Annotated in this window: 16 protein-coding genes and 1 other RNA gene; 14 read left to right on the top strand and 3 right to left on the bottom strand. The window is 34.2% G+C overall.

From position 1 onward, the window contains the following. The first annotated feature begins 496 nt into the window (after window positions 1–496). The 5 genes from secG to ssrA all read left to right on the top strand — a co-directional run bounded on the left by secG (window position 497) and on the right by ssrA (window position 5,597). A complete protein-coding gene (secG, locus tag ACKVEV_RS12855; protein WP_409366808.1) occupies window positions 497–724 on the top strand; it encodes a preprotein translocase subunit SecG in 228 nt (75 codons plus the stop codon). 183 nt (window positions 725–907) lie between these two features. Further along, window positions 908–1,654: an alpha/beta hydrolase gene (locus ACKVEV_RS12850; RefSeq protein WP_409366807.1), complete on the top strand. Its 747-nt coding sequence runs from the start codon at window positions 908–910 to the stop codon at window positions 1,652–1,654. Window positions 1,655–1,691: 37 nt separating this feature from the next. Next, on the top strand, window positions 1,692–4,139 hold the full coding sequence (rnr, locus tag ACKVEV_RS12845) for a ribonuclease R (RefSeq protein WP_409366806.1): 2,448 nt from the start codon (window positions 1,692–1,694) through the stop codon (window positions 4,137–4,139). A 57-nt stretch (window positions 4,140–4,196) separates the two neighbouring features. Continuing rightward, window positions 4,197–4,664 (top strand): SsrA-binding protein SmpB, encoded by a 468-nt coding sequence (gene smpB, locus ACKVEV_RS12840; RefSeq protein WP_402926044.1) that lies wholly within the window; start codon window positions 4,197–4,199, stop codon window positions 4,662–4,664. Between the two features lie 577 nt (window positions 4,665–5,241). Further along, window positions 5,242–5,597, top strand: a transfer-messenger RNA (tmRNA) gene (ssrA, locus tag ACKVEV_RS12835). 125 nt (window positions 5,598–5,722) lie between these two features. Here the strand turns inward: ssrA and ACKVEV_RS12830 are convergent. Further along, on the bottom strand, window positions 5,723–6,169 hold the full coding sequence (locus ACKVEV_RS12830) for a site-specific integrase (RefSeq protein ID WP_409366805.1): 447 nt from the start codon (window positions 6,167–6,169) through the stop codon (window positions 5,723–5,725). A gap of 4 nt (window positions 6,170–6,173) precedes the next feature. Between ACKVEV_RS12830 and ACKVEV_RS12825 the strand changes: the two genes are divergently transcribed. The 3 genes from ACKVEV_RS12825 to ACKVEV_RS12815 all read left to right on the top strand — a co-directional run bounded on the left by ACKVEV_RS12825 (window position 6,174) and on the right by ACKVEV_RS12815 (window position 9,948). Then, the gene (locus ACKVEV_RS12825) at window positions 6,174–6,722 is read left to right on the top strand and encodes a recombinase family protein (RefSeq protein WP_409366804.1); all 549 of its coding nucleotides are present in this window, start codon (window positions 6,174–6,176) and stop codon (window positions 6,720–6,722) included. 623 nt (window positions 6,723–7,345) lie between these two features. Further along, on the top strand, window positions 7,346–8,944 hold the full coding sequence (locus tag ACKVEV_RS12820; protein ID WP_409366803.1) for a hypothetical protein: 1,599 nt from the start codon (window positions 7,346–7,348) through the stop codon (window positions 8,942–8,944). Between the two features lie 734 nt (window positions 8,945–9,678). Next, the gene (locus ACKVEV_RS12815) at window positions 9,679–9,948 is read left to right on the top strand and encodes a hypothetical protein (protein WP_409366802.1); all 270 of its coding nucleotides are present in this window, start codon (window positions 9,679–9,681) and stop codon (window positions 9,946–9,948) included. A 640-nt stretch (window positions 9,949–10,588) separates the two neighbouring features. Here the strand turns inward: ACKVEV_RS12815 and ACKVEV_RS12810 are convergent. After that, a complete protein-coding gene (locus ACKVEV_RS12810; RefSeq protein WP_409366801.1) occupies window positions 10,589–11,353 on the bottom strand; it encodes a hypothetical protein in 765 nt (254 codons plus the stop codon). A gap of 661 nt (window positions 11,354–12,014) precedes the next feature. On the opposite strand from ACKVEV_RS12810, the gene ACKVEV_RS12805 reads away from it, so the two are divergent. The 6 genes from ACKVEV_RS12805 to ACKVEV_RS12780 all read left to right on the top strand — a co-directional run bounded on the left by ACKVEV_RS12805 (window position 12,015) and on the right by ACKVEV_RS12780 (window position 18,047). Then, window positions 12,015–12,185 carry a helix-turn-helix domain-containing protein gene (locus tag ACKVEV_RS12805; protein WP_409370551.1) on the top strand — a complete coding sequence of 57 codons (171 nt, stop codon included), beginning with the start codon at window positions 12,015–12,017 and terminating at the stop codon, window positions 12,183–12,185. A gap of 7 nt (window positions 12,186–12,192) precedes the next feature. Then, window positions 12,193–13,269: a DNA cytosine methyltransferase gene (locus tag ACKVEV_RS12800; protein WP_409366800.1), complete on the top strand. Its 1,077-nt coding sequence runs from the start codon at window positions 12,193–12,195 to the stop codon at window positions 13,267–13,269. Then, window positions 13,262–14,338, top strand: coding sequence for a DNA cytosine methyltransferase (locus ACKVEV_RS12795; protein WP_409366799.1), 1,077 nt, complete (start codon window positions 13,262–13,264; stop codon window positions 14,336–14,338). The genes ACKVEV_RS12800 and ACKVEV_RS12795 overlap by 8 nt, the downstream gene beginning before the upstream one ends. 136 nt (window positions 14,339–14,474) lie before the next feature. Continuing rightward, window positions 14,475–16,112, top strand: coding sequence for an AAA family ATPase (locus tag ACKVEV_RS12790; RefSeq protein ID WP_409366798.1), 1,638 nt, complete (start codon window positions 14,475–14,477; stop codon window positions 16,110–16,112). Between the two features lie 30 nt (window positions 16,113–16,142). Beyond that, window positions 16,143–17,429: a hypothetical protein gene (locus tag ACKVEV_RS12785; RefSeq protein ID WP_409366797.1), complete on the top strand. Its 1,287-nt coding sequence runs from the start codon at window positions 16,143–16,145 to the stop codon at window positions 17,427–17,429. A gap of 246 nt (window positions 17,430–17,675) precedes the next feature. Beyond that, on the top strand, window positions 17,676–18,047 hold the full coding sequence (locus ACKVEV_RS12780) for a DUF3846 domain-containing protein (RefSeq protein ID WP_409366796.1): 372 nt from the start codon (window positions 17,676–17,678) through the stop codon (window positions 18,045–18,047). 941 nt (window positions 18,048–18,988) lie between these two features. Here ACKVEV_RS12780 and ACKVEV_RS12775 read toward each other — a convergent pair. Continuing rightward, window positions 18,989–20,083 carry an NADH-dependent flavin oxidoreductase gene (locus tag ACKVEV_RS12775; protein ID WP_409366795.1) on the bottom strand — a complete coding sequence of 365 codons (1,095 nt, stop codon included), beginning with the start codon at window positions 20,081–20,083 and terminating at the stop codon, window positions 18,989–18,991. Window positions 20,084–20,374 lie beyond the last annotated feature (291 nt).

The raw sequence follows: 20,374 nt of genomic DNA, 5'->3' as shown, positions 1-20,374 counted from the left end.
CCGCGGGCACGACGTAAGCCGCAACCCTCGCTAGCGCGCGGCTTGTTGCGTCTTACATTACGTGCGTTCTGAGCAGGAGTCGCCGCCCTCCACTGCAATCAACTGGTATTAGCTACTAAATTGTGTGAGTGCCTGTCACTATTTCGGGTTTAACTAGCAAAAAATCTAAGTATTAACATGCAATTTCACTTTACCTTCCGTGGGCTTGTGGATGCAGGTAACCTTGTTGTCACACGGTTTATTACGTCTTCCATTGCGTGGGTTCTCGCAGAAGTCTATGTTGTTTTTTACTAAATAAAAAATTTTGAAAATTAAGAATTGTGTGGGTGCCTGGCACTTTAAATTTTATTGGGGTTTTTTTATAATGAGAGGGAAGTAGTTTTGTCGGTGGGATTTGGAAAGTTAATACCATTTTATAATCTGTGTTTGTCATGGCACCCTTTATTTGTTATAATATAGTGTGTTGTGATGTTTCAAAGTTCGGGAGGTGCAGTGTATGCATACAGCAGTATTAGTAGCTTTAGTTATCGTATCATTAGCATTGATTGTCGTAGTCTTATTACAATCTAGTAAAAGTGCAGGCTTGTCAGGTGCCATCTCGGGTGGAGCTGAACAACTATTTGGAAAGCAAAAAGCGCGTGGTATGGATTTAATCCTTCACCGTGCAACAATTGTGTTATCAATTTTATTCTTTATTTTAGCAGTTGCGATTGCAAAAATATAATAGTTGAAGATATGCCGCCTAACCTCGTATGGTTGGGCGTTTTCTTTTATTGTCAATGTACATAAATTAGATGCGAGACGAATTGTCATGAATTATGCGTATTTCAGCACTAAAATAAGCCAATATAAGATGGATATGGCTATAATAGAGAGAATATGTTTTACAGTGAAGGAGAACTTGCGAATGAACAAATCATTATCACAGCCATTTTTCTTTCAAGCAGGGCCGCGTGCCGTGTTATTATTACACGGATTTACAGGTAGCTCGGCAGATGTGCGTATGCTTGGTAGATATTTAGAGAAAAAAGGGTATACTACATTAGCGCCACATTATAAAGGGCACGGTGTACAACCAGAAGAACTCATTACAACAGGACCAGCTGATTGGTGGCAAGATGTCAAGGCGGCGTACCAACAATTACAAGATGCTGGCTACGAGGAAATTGCTGTAGCAGGTCTATCACTTGGCGGTGTGATGGCTTTAAATGTCGCACTTAACAATCCTGTAAAAGGTATTGTGACAATGTGTGCACCTATGACAATGCGCACAACAGATATCATGTTCGAAGGCGTATTAAAATATGCAAAGGACTACAAAAAATATGAAGGCAAAAGCGATGCAGAAATTGATGCAGAAGTGTCGTTAATTGCTGACAAAGGAATGCCATCATTACAACAACTACGTGAGTTTATTGCGCAGACTCGAAAAGAAATCGATATGATTTATGCACCTATCTTTGTCGTGCAGGCGTCAAATGATGAGGTCATCGATATAGATTCTGCCAACATTATATATAACCAAACTGAGTCGCTTGAAAAACACATCAAGTGGTATGAAAACTCAAAACATGTGATTACATTAGATCAAGAAAAAGATCAACTACATGAAGATATTTATCGTTTTTTAGAAGGCCTAAATTGGGCACACTAAAAACGACCTAGTATTTTTACATGAGGGAGGGAAAAGTATGACAAACAAAAAAGATACACTACAAAGTCGTTTACTCGATTTTTTTGGTGAAGAAGAATATAAACCTTTAACCGTTGGAGAAATTGAAGACGAATTTGGGTTTGAAGATGCAGAAGAATTTAAGGAGCTTGTCAAAACGCTCGTACGAATGGAAGGGCAAGGCTTAGTAGTACGCTCACGCTCCAATCGTTACGGCTTACCGGAGCGCATGAATTTACTACGAGGTAAATTTATCGGCCATGCAAAAGGCTTTGGCTTTGTGACACCTGACGTGGAGGGCATGGACGATGTCTTTATTCCACCGCACGAAGTAAATGGTGCGATTAATGGCGACACGGTTCTGATTCGCGTGTTAAAAGAATCATTTGGCGATCGTCGAGAAGGAACGGTAACAAAGGTTGTAGAACGCGGGCAAACATCATTTGTTGGAACATTCCAAGCAAATAGAGGCTTCGGTTTCGTCGTATTGGACGATAAAAAACTACCGATGGATATTTTTATCGCGAAAGGCGATACATTGGGCGCGGTTGATGGCCATAAAGTAGTCGTGGAAATCGCTACATGGCCAGAAGATTTAAAATCAGCAACAGGCTATATTACAAAAATTTTAGGGCATAAAAATGACCCAGGTGTCGATATTTTATCGATTTTATATAAGCACGATATTCCACCAGAATTTCCGGAAGAAGTCGTGGCTGCTGCACAACGAGTGCCCGATGAAATTTCACCAGCCGATTTAGAAGGGCGTCGTGATTTACGCCATGAAACGATCGTCACAATTGATGGTGCAGATGCAAAAGATTTAGATGACGCAGTAACAGTGACAAAAAATGTTGATGGTACTTACAAGCTTGGCGTACATATTGCAGATGTCAGTTACTATGTAACACAAGGCTCTGTAATTGATATTGAAGCATACGACCGAGCAACGAGTGTTTATTTAACAGACCGCGTTATTCCGATGATTCCACATCGATTATCAAACGGTATTTGTTCATTAAATCCGCAAGTAGATCGTCTAACGCTATCATGTGAAATGATTATCGATGGCAACGGCAATGTGATTGCACATGAAATTTTCCAAAGTGTCATTAAAACGACAGAGCGTATGACGTACAGAGATGTTTACAAAATTCTAGAAGAACAAGATGAAGAACTAATGGCGCGCTATGAGCCACTTGTACCGATGTTTAACCATATGGCAGAGCTATCAACTATTTTACGTAATAAACGTGAGCTACGTGGTGCCATTGATTTTGACTTTAAAGAATCAAAAGTCATTGTCGATGAAGACGGCTGGCCAGTCGATATTGAAATACGTGAACGAACAGTGGCAGAGAAATTAATTGAAGATTTCATGCTTGCTGCCAACGAAACGGTTGCAGAGCATTTCCATTGGATGAATGTGCCGTTCCTATACCGTATTCACGAAGATCCAAAACCCGAAAAACTGCAACGCTTCTTTGAATTCGTTACGAACTTCGGTATTTTAATTAAAGGTACAGGCAATACAGTACATCCAAAAGCATTACAAGATGTGTTAACTGCCATTGAAGGTATGCCAGAAGAACCTGTTATTTCAACGATGCTACTACGCTCGATGCAACAAGCGAAGTACTATCCAGAAAGCATTGGTCACTTCGGTTTATCGACAGATTTTTATACGCACTTCACATCACCAATTCGTCGTTACCCGGACTTAGTTGTCCACCGTTTAATTCGCACGTACTTAATTAATAAAGATACGTCGAAAGATACACTTGCACAATGGGCAATGGCAATGGATGAAATTGCTGACCATACGTCAGAGCGTGAACGTCGTGCAGTCGATGCAGAACGTGATACAGACGCACTGAAAAAAGCACAATATATGTCTGATAAAATCGGGGAAGAGTTTGAAGGGATTGTTTCTTCTGTTACTAACTTCGGTATCTTTATCGAGCTACCAAACACGATTGAAGGACTTGTGCATATTAGCAATATGACCGACGATTACTATCGCTTCGATGATCGCCAAATGATGATGATTGGTGAACGTACAAACCGCCAATTCCGTATCGGTGATGAAGTGAAAGTACGCGTCGCAAACGTCATTATCGAGGAGTCATCGATTGACTTTGAAATCGTAGGAATGGTAACTTCATATGGAAGAACAAGAAAAACTACACCTACCGTTATTCATGCTCGTAAAAATTATAATGATAATAAAGACGGACGCAGCAGCCGTAGCAGCCGTTCAGGCGGTGGCAGAGGTCGCCGTGATGAAGAAAAACAAAGCCGTGGCGACTCACCGAAACGCGGAGAACGAGGCGGAAGCGATCGCGATCCACGTGGTCGACGCAAAGATAGCTCAAGCCCTGGCCCGAAAAAAGGTGTAAAACAAAAACAAAAGTTTTACGAAGGCATCGCCAAAAAAGGCAAAAAGAAAAAAACAAAACGTAAATAAAAAATCCAGCGTGAGCAGGCTAAGTCCTGCTCAACCTTTGAATTGAGGGTGAACATAATGGCAAAAGGTACTGGGAAAGTATTAGCACAAAACAAAAAAGCGGGACATGACTACTTTATTGAAGAGACGATTGAAGCGGGCATGGTACTAACAGGCACAGAAATTAAAGCCATTCGTGCAGGAAAAGTCCAACTACGCGACTCCTACGTTCGAATCACAAACGGTGAAGCATGGATCAGCAACATGCATGTCAGCCCATTCGACCAAGGCAACCGTTTCAACCACGACCCACTTCGCCAACGTAAATTGCTACTACATAAAAAGCAAATCGGCGAACTAGTCGGCGCCGTCAAACGCGACGGCTACACAATCATCCCTTTAAAAATGTACATTAAAGACGGCTACGCCAAGCTCCTAATCGGCGTCGGCAAAGGGAAAAAAGACTACGACAAACGCGACGACATGCGCAAAAAAGAAGCAAAACGCGAAATGGAACGTACCTTCAAAGCAAAAAATCAATATTGATAGATTAAGAGGGAGCTCACCACGGATTGTGGTGAGTTTTTTTATACTAAGGCCGTTGATTTTCGCTACGGGCGGGCGCTTTCCGCGGGCACACCGTAAGCCGCAACCCTCGCTAACGCGCGGATTGTTGCGTCTTACGTTCTGTGCGTTCCCGCAGGAGTCGCCCGCCCTTCGCTACAATCAACTAGTATTGACTATTAAGTTAAGTGGGTAGGTACTGCCTTGGAGAATTCCGCGAAGTGAAGGGTTATTTCCGCGAAATGAGGTGTGGATTCCGCGAAATATAGTGATAATTCCGCGGAAGGGGCAGCTATTTCCGTGAAACAACCGGTTAATTCCGCGAAGCTTGGTAGATTCGTAGTGCAAGAACAGATACTCGCAGAATTTATTCAGTATTGGTATGTAATGAACCTATAAATCTGTCATAAGGCAATATACTTGAAGTACAGCTAGGTTTGTTTTATAATATGTATTGTTAATGCCAGATGTATTGAAGCGTAGTACTACTCTTCAACCGTACTAGAAGCAATTCTAGCTCTTTGTTTGATCGTGGCCGCGTGCCTCGCATCATATTCAAGGGGACGTTACGGATTCGACAGGGATGGTTCAAGCTTTGGTCGCGCGTCGGAGGTCTCGGCTCCGTCATCAACGGAAGTTATATAATAACTGGCAAACAACAAAACTTAGCTTTCGCAGCGTAAGCTCGTAAGCGCTCTGCCTCTCTATCGCCCATGTAGAGAACGTGGGGCCCAACTTTAGTGGGATACGGTCGATGGTGCCACCTGAGTCACCGGCAAGAGATTTCCAGGTTAGCGTACAGGACGCCTGTTTGTCGGCATAATGCTACGCGAATTGCGAATGGACAAACTACACGCGTAGAAGCTGAAGTATTGGAGTCTTTGGACGCGGGTTCGACTCCCGCCGTCTCCATAATACGAGTTCATTGAGTTTCAATGAACGTCAAAACCCTTGTATATCAAGGGTTTTTTATTTTGCCTTATATTATATAATTGCATTTAGTTTAACTCAATGGCATTTAATATGGCATTTTTTTAGAGTTAACAATTCATATAATTTGCGAACTTTTCAGCTGCTGCCTCTTTAGCTTTTTCTGTTACGTGAGTATAGATATTCATCGTAGTTTGAATGTCACTATGGCCCAAACGATCTTGTACTTCTTTAATGCTTGCTTCAGCTTCAAAAAGTAGACTGCAATGTGTATGACGTAATCCGTGTGTAGTAATCTGGTCTAAGTTATACTTTTTTTGAACTTGTATCATCCATTTACGAGATTTTGTAGGTTGCAGATACTCATTACACTCATTGCTGAACACTAACTGTTTTGGTTGTAGTGTATTAAAGCCGAGAATTAAATAATCTTGCTTTTGTTGTTTTTTCCACTCTTGTAAAATATCCATCGTAGCTCTATCCATTTTAATCGTACGAATAGAGCTCTTATTTTTTGTCGTTTTCACATATAAACGGTTTTCCTCACCACGTGACAAAGCTTTGTTAATACGTATTTCGCAGTTTTTAGATATGCAAGAGCAAGCGATTAGGAGCTATGCAGAACAAAAAGGATTGGAACTTGTTATGTATGTAGAGAAAGTATCTAGTCGTAAGAATGAGAGAACAGAACTTGTACATGCAATGAAGGCGGCGACAAAAGGAGACTTGTTCGTAGTTTATAAACTTGATCGATTAGCTCGAAGTACAAAGGAATTGTATGAGCTTACTGAACAACTTAAAGGAAGAGAAGTAGATTTTGTATCAGTTAATGATGCTTTTGATACATCAACACCTACTGGTAAGGCTATGTTTGGAATGTTAGCGGTGTTTGCTGAATTTGAGCGTGACATTATACAACAACGAACTAAGGCAGGATTAGAGGCTGCTCGTAAACGTGGTCGTGTTGGAGGAAGACCAGCTATTGATGATAGAGTGAAGAAGCGTGTTCGCACACTGTTTAAATCAGGGGAGAGTGCTAATGACATTGCGAAGGAGTATGGTATTGGCCGAGCGACTGTATATAAGATAATTAATGAAGTTAAAGAATAAAATTATTGCTATGTATTTTTTGGGTAAATAAATACAAAAAACACCTAGTTTTAAATAGTATTCTTTTGATTTATGCAGAATAATAAGAGGTATTACACTAAAGTTTAGGTGCTTTTTTATAAATTTTAGTACATAAGAATTTTTTTATTTTTTTTAAGAAGGATAAAAAGTTTAATTTTAAAAAGTATGTATATCCGAATTGAAAGGCGGCTTTACATTGAAAAAATTAAAATTAAAACATTTACCCATCATATTAAACATCGTATTTGCTTTAGTACTAGGGTTAATAAATATAATAGGTACAGTTATTTTTCATACGTTAAGAATTGCATCCTTATTATAAAGTATTTTAGACGCCTTGATTTATGGGGGCGTCTTTTTTTTAAGTCTGTTTTCTCATAAATTGTTGTTCTTCAACGAAGCAGTTTAGTTCAAGGGGGAATATTTCCAACAGAAACCTAACTTAAGGAGAATGTTTGAGAAAATATAGTATAATTAGAAATAAAAAGAGGAGACATTTTTCGTCATGTTTTTAATTCCGCTATCTATAATCCACTCATGAACAGACACACCAATTATAAATTTAGCATAATTATAATAGAAATAATTGAGGTAGGTTATAAATGAAAATAAATACTTTAATTCGGGACTACTATAGTCAGATTGAAAAAGACGCAACAAATATTTTAGAGTATATTAGGGGGCAATTAAAGTACCCATATGCAGATGTTATAAAGCAGTTCACAAATGATAAATCTTCTTTGGACTTTAATAATTTCAATGAAGTCGAACTCTGTATTGAAAGTTTAAAGACATTTATTACTGAAAAGTGTGAAAAAATAGATCCAGAATTCGCCTTACCAAGACTAATTCAAGTGTATACAAATTTTTATTCCATAGGACCAAGAGATCCTGTTTGGTTAGGTATAGCAGTTAAATCCACAGTTACATTTATTTGGGGGAATATAAAGAAACAATCTTTTAACAATAATGAGGATAATCTTACCTTATTAAAAGAAGTTATTCTATTAGTAAGTGCGCTCGAGAATCTTGAGAATAGCTTATATTTAAGATGGTTTATTAATGAACCATTTAAATTAAATGAAGAAGGAATTCAGGGTTCAAAACAATTTCATGAAGCTATGAATGAGATTTACACAGCTTTTAATGAAGGGTTACTACAAAGAACATGGAAGGATTATTCACAAGTATTTTTGTCGTCACATGATGAAGCACTAAAAGCAGTAGAAAAGATAATTAGTGGGGAATCTCCAAAAAAACAACAAATCTTCAAAAATACAATTTTCGGAAGTATTGGAGGGTCTGAACCTTTTGAGTTTTGGGCAGGCATCTGGGCGCGTCTCCATCTTGCTTTAATCTCCGCATACAAAAGAAATGAAGGAACAAGTGGAAGTGACATTATTGGAGTTACATTATTACCTGATAGTGCTTTTATCAAGAATGGGATCACTATTGATATTAATAAACAAAGAAAATTACAAAATTCTATAATGGAACTTTTTTGGAACAATACTTGGTATCAACAAAATAACAATCTCTCCAGAAAGGAAATGCTTATCTATCGGCCCATTCTAAGAATTAGAGAAAATAACACCAATTATACCACTTCTTTCTTTTTGCTTATGGATTCACTTGGAAACTTTATTGAAAATTCTATTATGGGGTATGAAGGTTCATCTGTTCGTTTATCCCAAAAATTCCGAGAAAAATTTATTTCAGAACACTTTGAAAAAAGGATTATAGATAAGTTTCGTGCAGCTGGTTTTATCAGTGGGAGTGTTCTGACGAACGGTGAGTGGCGAATTGGGGAGACAACAATTCAATTAAATGTAAAAGGACAATCTTTAAGAGGGCAGGTTGATGTGGTAGCCTATCACTCAGAAAAAAAAATACTTGTAATTTTAGAATGTAAGGTATATGAATTACCAGGCTCTCATAAACAAATGAGGAATTTATTAAAGAAATTCGGTATTGGGGATAAAAGTAAAATTAACAAAAAACTATGTGAGAAGGTCGATTGGTTAAAACAAACAGACTATTTTTATTCAAAAGAACTAACTTCCTTTCATGGATTTATTCTTGACCGTAGATTTCCAGGAATGTTTCACGATGATTTCTTAGTTTTGGATGAAAAATTATTAGATGAGTTAATTATTCAATTATTATCATATGATGGCGATACAATTACTTTAAAATACTGATTTTTGAAAAAAGTAACTATTACACTTCATTCTAAGTTAAATTTATATTATTCCCCAGTTAATGAATAAGAAGGAGTACACCAGAGAATAGGTTGCTCCTTTTTCTTTAAAACTTTAATCTTGAAATTAGCTGAAAAGACTGTGAAAAAAGATAATTAAACTATCGGGCGCATTAATTAATGATCATTGAATTGCATAGGCAGCTCAATTTTCTTTATTGAACTAACGGGGCAGTATAGTTGAAGAGTAAATTCCTGAGTAATTAATTGTATATTAGTAAGCTTGAAATAGTGGAATTTTACTTTGGTGAATTCTATATTAGAAAATATTTCTAAGCTAACAAATACTGAGCAGTGGTTAGAAGCATTTCCTATTATGACAATAATGAACTAATTTAATAGAAGAATCATCTTTTGTGTTACTTCAAGAAATGAATAAAGATGGATATAAGCTATACGCAAAGTATGTAGAAGGTCAAATTGTTTCATTATCTGGATTAAGTTAGAGAATCGTTTATAATAAGAGAGTCATATTTTTATTTGCGATTTAGTAACTGAGAGTTAATTTAGTTTAACATTGTTAAAATCGATTAAATCATGTAAAATGACATGTATATTGAAAGTGAATAAGAAAATAAGCGGGAAAACCCCACTTTAACTATGATTGGCCACTAGGCTTTATTTGTCATATTTAAAGTGGGATTTTTTGTTTACAAAGAAAGAGGGAAATACATAATGAAGAGAAAGAAACATAAAGTTGAACTAAAGGAAGCTAAAGATTCCAAAATGAACAAGGATAGAGTAATAAGATGTGAGGAAATGGTTTATACAATACAACGGAAGTTATTCGATCTTAATTTTTTTGTAAAAAGATCAATTAATCATAATGAGCAAATAGAAATTATTAGTTCGATTAATTCTTCATTAAAAGAATTGCGAATTAATTTAAGTGATGTGGATAAAATCGGTAATATAAATTCTGTAAATTGTATAAATAGAAAATAGTAATTTAAAATGCTAGTTTGTCTCAAGCAACTGCACCGAATGGTTCAGTTGCTTTTTCGTATACTTATTTGGTAGTCCCCTTATAAATCTAGGTTGCTGCTTCGCAATCGTTTTTTTCCTAGGTACGCTCCACAATCATATCACGTTAAGATTCGGGAAACGCAAAAAAGATATTGCGAACTAACTTTGAAGCTGGCATATTATCAAGCAGTTCCAGATTTAAGTTATGTATTGCAATCCTCTGATCACTCAATTACTTTACAAGATATTTTCTCTTACTCTGACCAATATATTTGCGTTTCCAGTAAAAAACTCACTATAAATTTTGTCGCAACCCACAGATCTAAGTAATTGAATCGGAAATTCTAAATCTTACTTGGAAGTAGTCACCACCAGATAGCCATATCTCATGAAAATGCTTCTTTTTTACGTTTTATTTTTGAAAATAAGTTATGGAACCGCTAGGTGTTTTTATAAACTGGATTTTATAGTAGGTTTCAAAACTATTAAGTTACGACACTAATTATACAAACTCAACTATACATCACAATGTCATTTGTTCAACAACTTAGAGCATGCTGCCATGCTCATAATGCCCCAAATATAAAAAAAAGTGGGAAGATTCTTCCCACTTTTAAGCTTAAACTTCTAAAACAATTGGATTTCGATAGGGTTTACTTTCAATTGTCTCATGAATGTTTAAATTATGAGTGTTAAAGATTAAGTAATCCTCAATATTAACTTTCGTTAATTCATGAATTGTTTTTTTTAGTGATTCCATTTCTGTAAATTCAAGAATATTCCGGTGACCAAGAAACACAACCTTTTTAGTTTCATCCATTAATGCAGATTTCAACTCATGTATAGCTTCTAGAGCTTTATCCGTTGGTTTTAAATAGCTTGTAAATAAGTCATATTCGAAAATCACTAATGAATCTTGAGTACCTTTCGAATTATAAAAACGTAAACCTTCATTAATGAAATGTCTGTATTCTTGATTTCCTCTTGCATCATTTGGATATTCCTGATTTGGATATAAATAATTCAACAGTGACTCAGAAATTTTAATTTGCCCTTCATTAAACATCCCTTTAAATTGTTGAATAAAATATGCCATGACCGTATGTGGCCTTCTAGCTGGATAGTAAGAGTTAGACTCAAGATTTCGTTGAGTGATGAATAAATATCTAGTAGTAGATGTACGGAACAATTCTTCTAACTGGCCATTAATGCTTTCATGATCACCTTGTTTGTAATTTTCCATTGTTAAATTTGTTAATATAACCTTCCCATCTACTGCTTGTTCTAAAATTTCATCGTCTGATCTCCAATGTAAAAACTCACGAATACGAGTAGAAACGTTGATATTACCTGTTTTTGTTAATTTAGAAATAGCTGATTGCATAATATAGTCCTCTTCTCTTTAATATTTATAATATATTTAATAAATAAATCTTTAACTATATCCATCTTATACCAATTTAGTTCTATTTTTCAACTGTTTTAATTATAATTATTAAATTTATTATAAATATTATTAATAGTCAGTGAGTTAAAGAACATATATTTAGCTTAAACATAAGTAGTATCAAATACGGTCATTATTGGAATTTTCCTTGTATATAAAATTCCTTAAGCTTGACGTACATTTTTCTGTTTCACTATTATGTACCCTAAATAGAACAAAATAAAAAAACGACGGCATGATTGCTCTCATAAAGCCCAATAATAAAAGAGCTCCATTTTTTCATGCAGTTCCCCGAATCCCTAAGTTATGGATATGCAAGCTAGTCCCTGACGATTTTTTTAATTACATATATATACGAGTAAATAGACAAATACAAGGAAACGTTAAAAGAAAATAATAAAGTTTATCTATATGGACTCCTTCGTTATTCCTTTTAAGGATATAATGATTTTTTTTATGGATATTCAATATTTTAAAAAGATTATTTTGTTGTTTTATGGTCATTTTATTGTTAGTATATAATTATATTGGAATTGTTTCTTTGGAGGTGTAATTATTGATCAATCTAAAAATTAGTTATAAACCTTTATGGAAATTGATGATTGATAAAGAAATTTCAAATAGAGAACTTAGAGAAAAGGCAAAATTAAGTTCTAGTACATTCTATAACTTAAAAAATAATGAAAATGTAACTACAGATACGTTACTAAGAATTTGTTGTGTTTTAGAATGTAGTATTAGCGATATTATTGAGTGTATAAAGGAGTAATTTATCTATGAATGTTAATTCAAATATTGTAGCAGTCAGTCTATTTTCGGGGGCCGGAGGTCTTGATATCGCTAGTTTTTTAGCTGGGGTTCCTGTTATTTCTAGCACGGACTTTGAAAGTGATTGTATAGAAACCTTAAAATTAAATGAAGAAATTTTTGGGGAAACTGAAATTGTTTTAGGGGATCTTCATGAAATTGAGAGTAAGGTCTTTGAAAATATTATAGAAAAAAAAGCAGAAAATAAAGAAGTTATTGTTATAGGGGGAGCCCCTTGTCAACCATTTTCTAAAGCTGGATATTGGGTAGGAAATAAAACTCGACGTGGGATTAATGACCCTAGGGCAAATCTAGTAAATGAATATTTACGAGTTGTTACAGAAATTCAACCAGCTGGATTTGTTTTTGAAAATGTAGAAAGTTTATTACATCCTACTAATAAAATTATCGTGGAACGTTTTATTGAGATAATTGAAGAGGCAGGATACAGTTATAAAATAGTGAAAGCTAATGCTTTAGAATATGGTGTTTCACAAAAACGAAAACGAATTTTCATTATCGGAACAAAAGGTGAATTTAAATCGGAAGCACCAAAAAAGACTCATGGAAATCCAACTGAAATTGAAGGTACAGATTTAAAGCCTTATGTAAATGTAGGTGAAGTTATTGCAGGTTTTGAGGGGGATGAATATTTTGAACCTTCCGAAGTTGTTGATGGAGGTACTTATGCTGACGATTTAAAAGAAGTTCCCCCAGGTATGAACTATAAGGCATTAACTGCTTGGGCTGGTTATCCGAATCCAAAGTTTGTTGCAGATAAAAGATTTTGGAATTTCCTGTTGAAATTATCGCCAGATAAACCTTCGTGGACAATTACTGCACAACCAGGACCTTGGGTAGGCCCATTCCATTGGGACAACCGTCGTTTACGAGTACCAGAAATGGCTGCTATTCAATCTTTCCCTAAAGGATATAAATTTTTTGGTACAAGAAGATCTATACAAAAGCAAATTGGTAATGCAGTACCTCCACTTATGGGGAAAGCTATGATTGAATTTGTAAAGGAGAGTTTAATTAATGATTAAGCCTAAAGTTGTTAGTATCTTTTCAGGTGGAGGTGGAATTGATATAGGCTTTAATCAAGCAGGATATGAAATTTTATTTTCAACAGATTTTTGGCAACCTGCTGTAGATACATTAATTAAAAATAATTCTGCAAAATTAGCGAAATGTGAAGATATTCGAAAAGTAGATTATAAAAATGAATTATCTTCAATTGGATATAACGTAGATGAAGTTGATATATTGGTTGGAGGCCCCCCTTGTCCAGCTTTTTCAAAATCCAGGTTTTATCGTACTGAAAAAAAGAGAGCTCTAGAAGATGAAAACTCATTTACATTATTTGAATATTTTAGAGCATTAGAAGAACTAAGACCGAAAGTGTTTTTCTTTGAAAATGTTTCTGGTTTTGTTTTTAAGCCACATAGAGCTGCATTTGATGCATTGATAGATGTAGCGGATCAATTTGGTTATCATGTAACGCACAAAGTTATTAACTCTGCAAATTATGGTGTACCTCAAATGAGAGAACGTTTTATTTGTATTGGCGTTAGAAAAGATTTTGGAGAACCTTTTATTTTTCCTGACGAGACACATTATAATCCTGAAAAAGAAGTGAATTTAGATTTATTTAACAATAAAAAACCTTGGGTAACTTGTGGAGATGTAATTGGTGATTTAGACTTTGATTTACCAGAAGATAAAGACATGGAGGCGGGTTCTAAACACAAAGATTTATTGAAGCTAGTGCCACCGGGTGATAATTATCTTTACTTTACTGAAAAACGTGGTTATCCAGAGCCTATATTCGAATGGCGTTCAAGATATTGGTCATTTCTACTGAAATTATCTCCCGAAAAACCGTCTTGGACAATTCAAGCAAGTTTTTCTAATAATCAAGGACCATTTCATTGGAAAAATCGCTTTTTGAGAATTTCTGAGATTAAGAGAATCCAAACATTCCCTGATGATTATGAAATTACAGGAACATTTAAAGATCAATGGAGACAAATTGGTAATGCAGTTCCTCCACTATTAGTTGAACTAATTGCAGTAGCAATAAGAGAGCAATTTTTTACTACTGACGAAAAATAAATTGTGAAAATAGATTAATTTCTCTAAAAGGAAATTAATCTATTTTTATTTATTTTGTATTTAAATGCATATATATATTAAAATTTATCGTAAAATAGAAATGTAATAATCTTGAATTATAAGGGAGAGTAGTAATATGGGCAATTATGATTGGATTTTGGAAGATGGATCAATTGAAAGCGCTGATAATGATAGACCTTACTATGAATTAGATGAAAATCAATTAGAAAGTATTCTCAGAGATAATCTCAATCAATTTTATAATAGTGTTACATTAAATAGAATTGAAGATAATATTTATCTAGCAACAATCAGTAATATATACGATGTAAACGAAGAAGTGGTTATTTGTGTAAAAGGTATTACTCCTGGAGGTAGAAGCCATATTCCAGATGAATTTAGAATTCAACAAAAACCTGTACTATGGAGAACAGCGGTAGCAAAAGCTGAAGAGAAAAATTGTAAAGGGATTTTGTTGGGTATTTATAAAACTAGGGATGTAGATGAACCAATCTTTTGTGCATTTAAATTAAGAGTTGCAGATGGAGAAAAACCAAAATCGAAACAAATAAAAAATGTCGTTATTTCTAAAGCTATTATTGATGGATTTAATCAAATAAAATCAAAAAATGAGTACATATGTGCTTTTAGAAAAGAGTTTTTATTTTTCTATTTACAAAATTCTGAGTGGTTACATGATTCTATTATTGAAAATTTAAATAGTTATACACCTGAGGATATAGTAAAAATGAAACAGAAAGGTCCATCAAAACCAGGGATTAATCGTATTTATTTTGGAGCTCCAGGTACAGGTAAATCTTATGGAATTAAGAATTTTATTCAGGAAAATGGAATTGTTGATTATAGCGATAAGATAGGACATCCAAATGTTTTCCGTATTACTTTGCATCCTGAATTTGGCTACAATGATTTTATTGGTCAAGTAATGCCTATCGTAAAAAGAACAGAAGGAACTGAGAATTCATCAACTATTGAATATGAATTTACTCCACAGATGTTTACAAAGGCATTAGCAAAAGCATTTCAAGTAAGAGCAAATGGAGAACCTGTTTTCCTTATTTTAGAAGAAATGAGTCGAGCAAATGTGGCTTCTGTATTTGGAGACTTGTTCCAATTGTTAGATAGAGATATTGATGGTATCAGTGAATATAAAATTGATAATTCACTAATTGCATCCGTCGTTTTTGGAGAAGAGGATTCAGATGAAAAAATTTATTTGCCTGAAAACATTTATATTATTGGAACTGTAAATACTAGTGACCAAAATGTTTATGTAATGGATACAGCTTTTAAACGCCGTTTCGAATTTGAATATTTAGCAACAACAGAAATTGCTAAAAAAGATGGTATAGAGTTAAATGATTTTCAATTTAAATTAACAAATACTGATGGGAATGAATTAGATTTTACTTGGCTTACTTTAATGCGTAAACTAAATGAATTTATTGTCAAGAGTGAAGAAAATGGAGGATTGGGATTGACAGAAGATAAACAATTAGGTCAATTCTTTATTAAGTTTAGAGTTCCAACGGATCAGGATACAGATGAAGAAGTTTTAAGTGCAATTGAAGAATATAATAAAAATCAAATTTCAGGTAAGTTATTGCAGTATCTTTGGAATGATATAGAAGGAGCTGCATATTCAACAAATAAACTATTTGCAGAAGAAGTAAATAGCTTTGGTGAACTATACAGTCTAGCTAAACAAGGGAAAAATTTCTTCTCACAAGAATTTTTAAATTTACTAACTTAAATGAATGTTATTAAAGAGGGGTGAGAAGAAGTGTTTAGTAGCAATTGGTTTATTATCCAGGATGGCCATGTTGTATCAACAAAAATTTTCAATTTATTTAAAGATGATTTCGAAATTGGTGATATAGGATTAAATGAAAAAGGATACAACTCCAAATTTGTTGGTTTTATAATTAAGAATGATAAACTTTTAGTTAGTTTTCCAAAACACTATTTTTCGAATGAAAAGTTACAAGAATATCAATTTGTTGATGATAGCACTAAAGAAAAAATTCAAGATGATATTAAAATCTTATTTAGAGTGATTCAAAAAAACTTGGTGAAAAAATCAATGAAGAGCATTGGAATAAGGAATGAAATAAATTCAGGGTATCCATTTCAACATTTCTTTGAGGTATATAACTATTTCCTTAAGTTTGGTTTATATACTGATGAGCGTGAAATTAGAAAACTAGGCTATTCAGGTAAAATAGATTGGAAAAGAACCATTCTAAAATCACCTATTGTTGTGAGTAATAATAATCTGGTGTACATGCCCATGGTTATTAAAAAAAGAATAAATGAACATGTTTTTATTAGTAAGTGTATGGCATATGTAATAGATATGACCGCTAATGCGCTATCGATATTTATGAATTTAAAACGTACTAATCTTGATATTAAAGATATCAATTGGGAAAATGAAAAGCTAATTATTTCTCAATTGAGAGAAATAAAACAAAGAGTATTTAAAGATAAACAAAAACGTCTAATTGACAGTTTAATTAGATTTTTCGAGAAACAAAATAAAGGTGATGGAACAATAAAAATAAAAACTCGTAGTTTCGACCTAGCATGGGAGTCTATAATTGAGTTTTATCTTAAACATTATTTTAAACATATAGATGAAAATGGATATATAAATTTTTCAGAATCTAGAAACATGGCTTTGAAATCTTTTGAAAAGAAAAAAATATACCCGGATCGATTGGAAAAACGCGGAAGAAATATTCAACCCGATTATTATTTAGTGGAGAACAATTTACGATATATATTTGATGCTAAATACTTCAATGAAGTAAGAGAATTAAATTATAAACAAATTTCATATTATTTTTTATTAAAGCATTTTGAAGGAATTCCTAATGAAAATGGAGAGATAGACCCTCTGCCAACAAACAATGTTTTACTTTTACCAACCGAAAGAAATAGGGATGATGAAAGGAACTTTAAAAAACATTTCGATCTAAATCCATTATTTAATTTGGATGAAAGGGAATTTGTTATTAGAGAACAATATTTAAATGTTAAATATATATTGAAAGAGTATGTTTTATAGTAAAGGGACGATTTTAAAATTGTAAATCTGATACCAATAGACTTTTAATACACTAATTTTACTCTCAGTTTTAGTGGAAGAATTCAAATTGAGAAGCAGCAATTGAAAAGTTTAGTTATTTGCGTAGACATGGGCGTGAAGATTAAGGAAATTGATTTATTAGAACAAGAACATGTTAAACAAATAACTTTAGGGATTTAATACACAGGGTTTACTCTGTGTATTTTTTATAGAGGTGGAGAGAAATTGAAATTCTATGTAATATCGTTCGATACAAAGCTTTTTAAAATGAATGCTGAAGTAATTAAAATAGAATGGGCAATAAATGATATCTACGAGGAATTGAGTAGTATTATAGGCAGCGATTCATTAGAATTTGTTGATTTTAATAACGAAGTCGTAATGGTTATTGACGAGGACGGTAAATTTAAAAAGAATAATCCTATATTTAGAGTAATAACAGATGATGGTATTACATTAGATTTAACAGGCAAGATATTGTTTGCACGTAACGTCGAAAATGAATTTAGTACAGACATTGGTAGTATTAAGGCTGAAGATATTTTCTATTTAAGAAACAACTTAAACATTCAATTATTAGGTGTAACGAGAAAATGAATAGGTTTTCCTTGTTGAATAAATCACCTACCCAATTAAATATCTCGCTTTGTAAATGATTGATTGAATGAATTAATTAATGATGTTAAAAAAGTTAAAACATTATACGGTCCACATAACGATAAAAAAATTGCCCCCGCAACGCTAATTTAGTGAAATGGCATTTAGTTTGGCATTTAGCGATTTAAAAAAAGTGCTAAAAACCCATATTAGTACTGGTCTTATAAGGTTTTTCAGAGATAGCGGTTCGACTCCCGCCGTCTCCATACATAAATTGACTACAATTATAGTCATATTTGTGATTTTAAGTATATTTTTGCCGCTTTGGTAAGGATGTACTTATTTTTATTTTAGGCAAGGTTCTAATTAGAAAATTCATACATGTGATATTAGTAACCTTATATTGGTGCTACTACTTTTATATGAGCGGTATGCTTACAGAATAAAGAAAATTCAACTTTATTTAATTGCCATCTTGTAAGGTATATAGTTGTTTAACAATCGAGATTATTAAATAACAACTTTTCGCTGAATTTTATCAAACATTAATTTGGTAGTCTGTATAGAATATCGTGATAAGAAAAATAAAAAAACAGATAGAACGGTATTAATAAATAATACTAGTTCTACCTGTTTCATTGATCAAACTTTTCTTTCCTCTAACGATACTGACTATTAAGCTACTGTGTTTACCTGTAATAAATTGAGATAATCCAGTAAATGCTACACCATTCATACAATATTCATTAAGGAAATGATGTTTGCAGGCAACTTGTAAATGTATTGGAGAATAAATAGAAAATCACCATATTAATAGATAGTACATAAAAATAATTAACGAAAATGGCATGAGACGCTTTGTTATAAATGAAAGCCCTCAAATGATTTTGACAATCACTAGCATCGGATTAAATTAATCTGTCGCCTCATCGTACTCATAATTATTTTACGCCTGGCACCCAACCAACATTACGTTTCATCATATTCATTAGCGGCTCTGGAATGTTATTATCACGACTCATGTCCATTTCAGTAATAACTGGTTCACCGGCTGCTACTTTTTCTACCCAGTGTGGTTCAATTAATAGCTCGCGACCAAGTGCAAGTAAATCAGCACCTGTTTCCATCGCTTCTTTCGCATCTTCTGGTGAATAAATTGAACCAACGCCTATAAACGGTACACGACCGTCAATCACGCGTTTTAAAATTGTAATACGGTTTTCTTTTTCGCCGCTATAACGACGGGCTTCTGCACGGAAATCACCTAATGAAATGTGTAAGTAATCGAGCTTTTCATCTGCTAAACGATCTACAAGTTGAACTGTTTCATCTAGAGTGATACCGTCTTCTTCAGGCTCTTCTGGGCTAAAACGATAACCAACGATAAATCGGTCATCAGCAAATTGCACTTTTGCACGGTGTACACTATCGATAATTTCTAATAAGAATGTCATACGTTTTTCAACAGAGCCACCGTAACGGTCTGTACGTTTATTTGTAAGACCTGAAAAGAATTGTTGTAATAAATACGTGTTGGCACCATGAATTTCGACTCCGTCAAATCCTGCTTCAATTGCGCGACGTGTTGCTTCACCAAATGCTACGACTATTTCCTCAATTTCTTCTACCGTTAATGCACGAGCCATACCGCCATCTGCTGCAATGGTTTCACTTGCGCTTACGACATCGCCATGTGGCACAAGATCACGTACTGCTTGGCGACCGCCATGATAAATTTGTAAAATTGCTTTTGCGCCTCCGTCGTGAATCGCATCAGCAATACGTTTTAAACTCAAAATATATTCATCGCTATGTGCCGATATTTGACCTGGGAAGCCTTTCCCATTAGGAAGCACGTAAGCACATGCTGTAATCACCGCACCGACGCCATATGAGCGCTCACGGTAATATGTAATCTCCGCCTCTGATACCGTATCATCCGCATTTGCTGAGTAAGTTGTCATTGGCGCCATTAAGTAACGATTACGAATTGTGACGCCGTTATTAAAAGTAAATGGTGTTAAAAAAGTTGTCATGTTATTCACTCCTTCTAAAACAAGAGTAAATTTATCGGATTTAAAAGTCAAAGATCGTGCTTTACAACATTTTATTTCTTAAATCATAAGGAAAAAAGCAGTAGAAAGCATAACTGTATGGAGTGGAGTTTACAATATTGGAATCCTACTTAATTCTGTATTGAGAAAGGGGGATTAGAGGATCAACAAAAAGACTAAAACCTATTAGCGTAGAGGCGGAATTAATAATAAAACCCTTGTAAAGAGAGTTTTCGAATCAGTTGCAGTTGCTCCATATAAATTCACATCATT

The sequence above is a fragment of the Lysinibacillus sp. 38-6 genome, assembly GCF_046245175.1.
Lineage (GTDB): Bacteria > Bacillota > Bacilli > Bacillales_A > Planococcaceae > Lysinibacillus.
The sequence above is the reverse complement of the archived record's forward strand: the minus strand, read 5'-3'. Positions and strand labels throughout refer to the sequence as shown.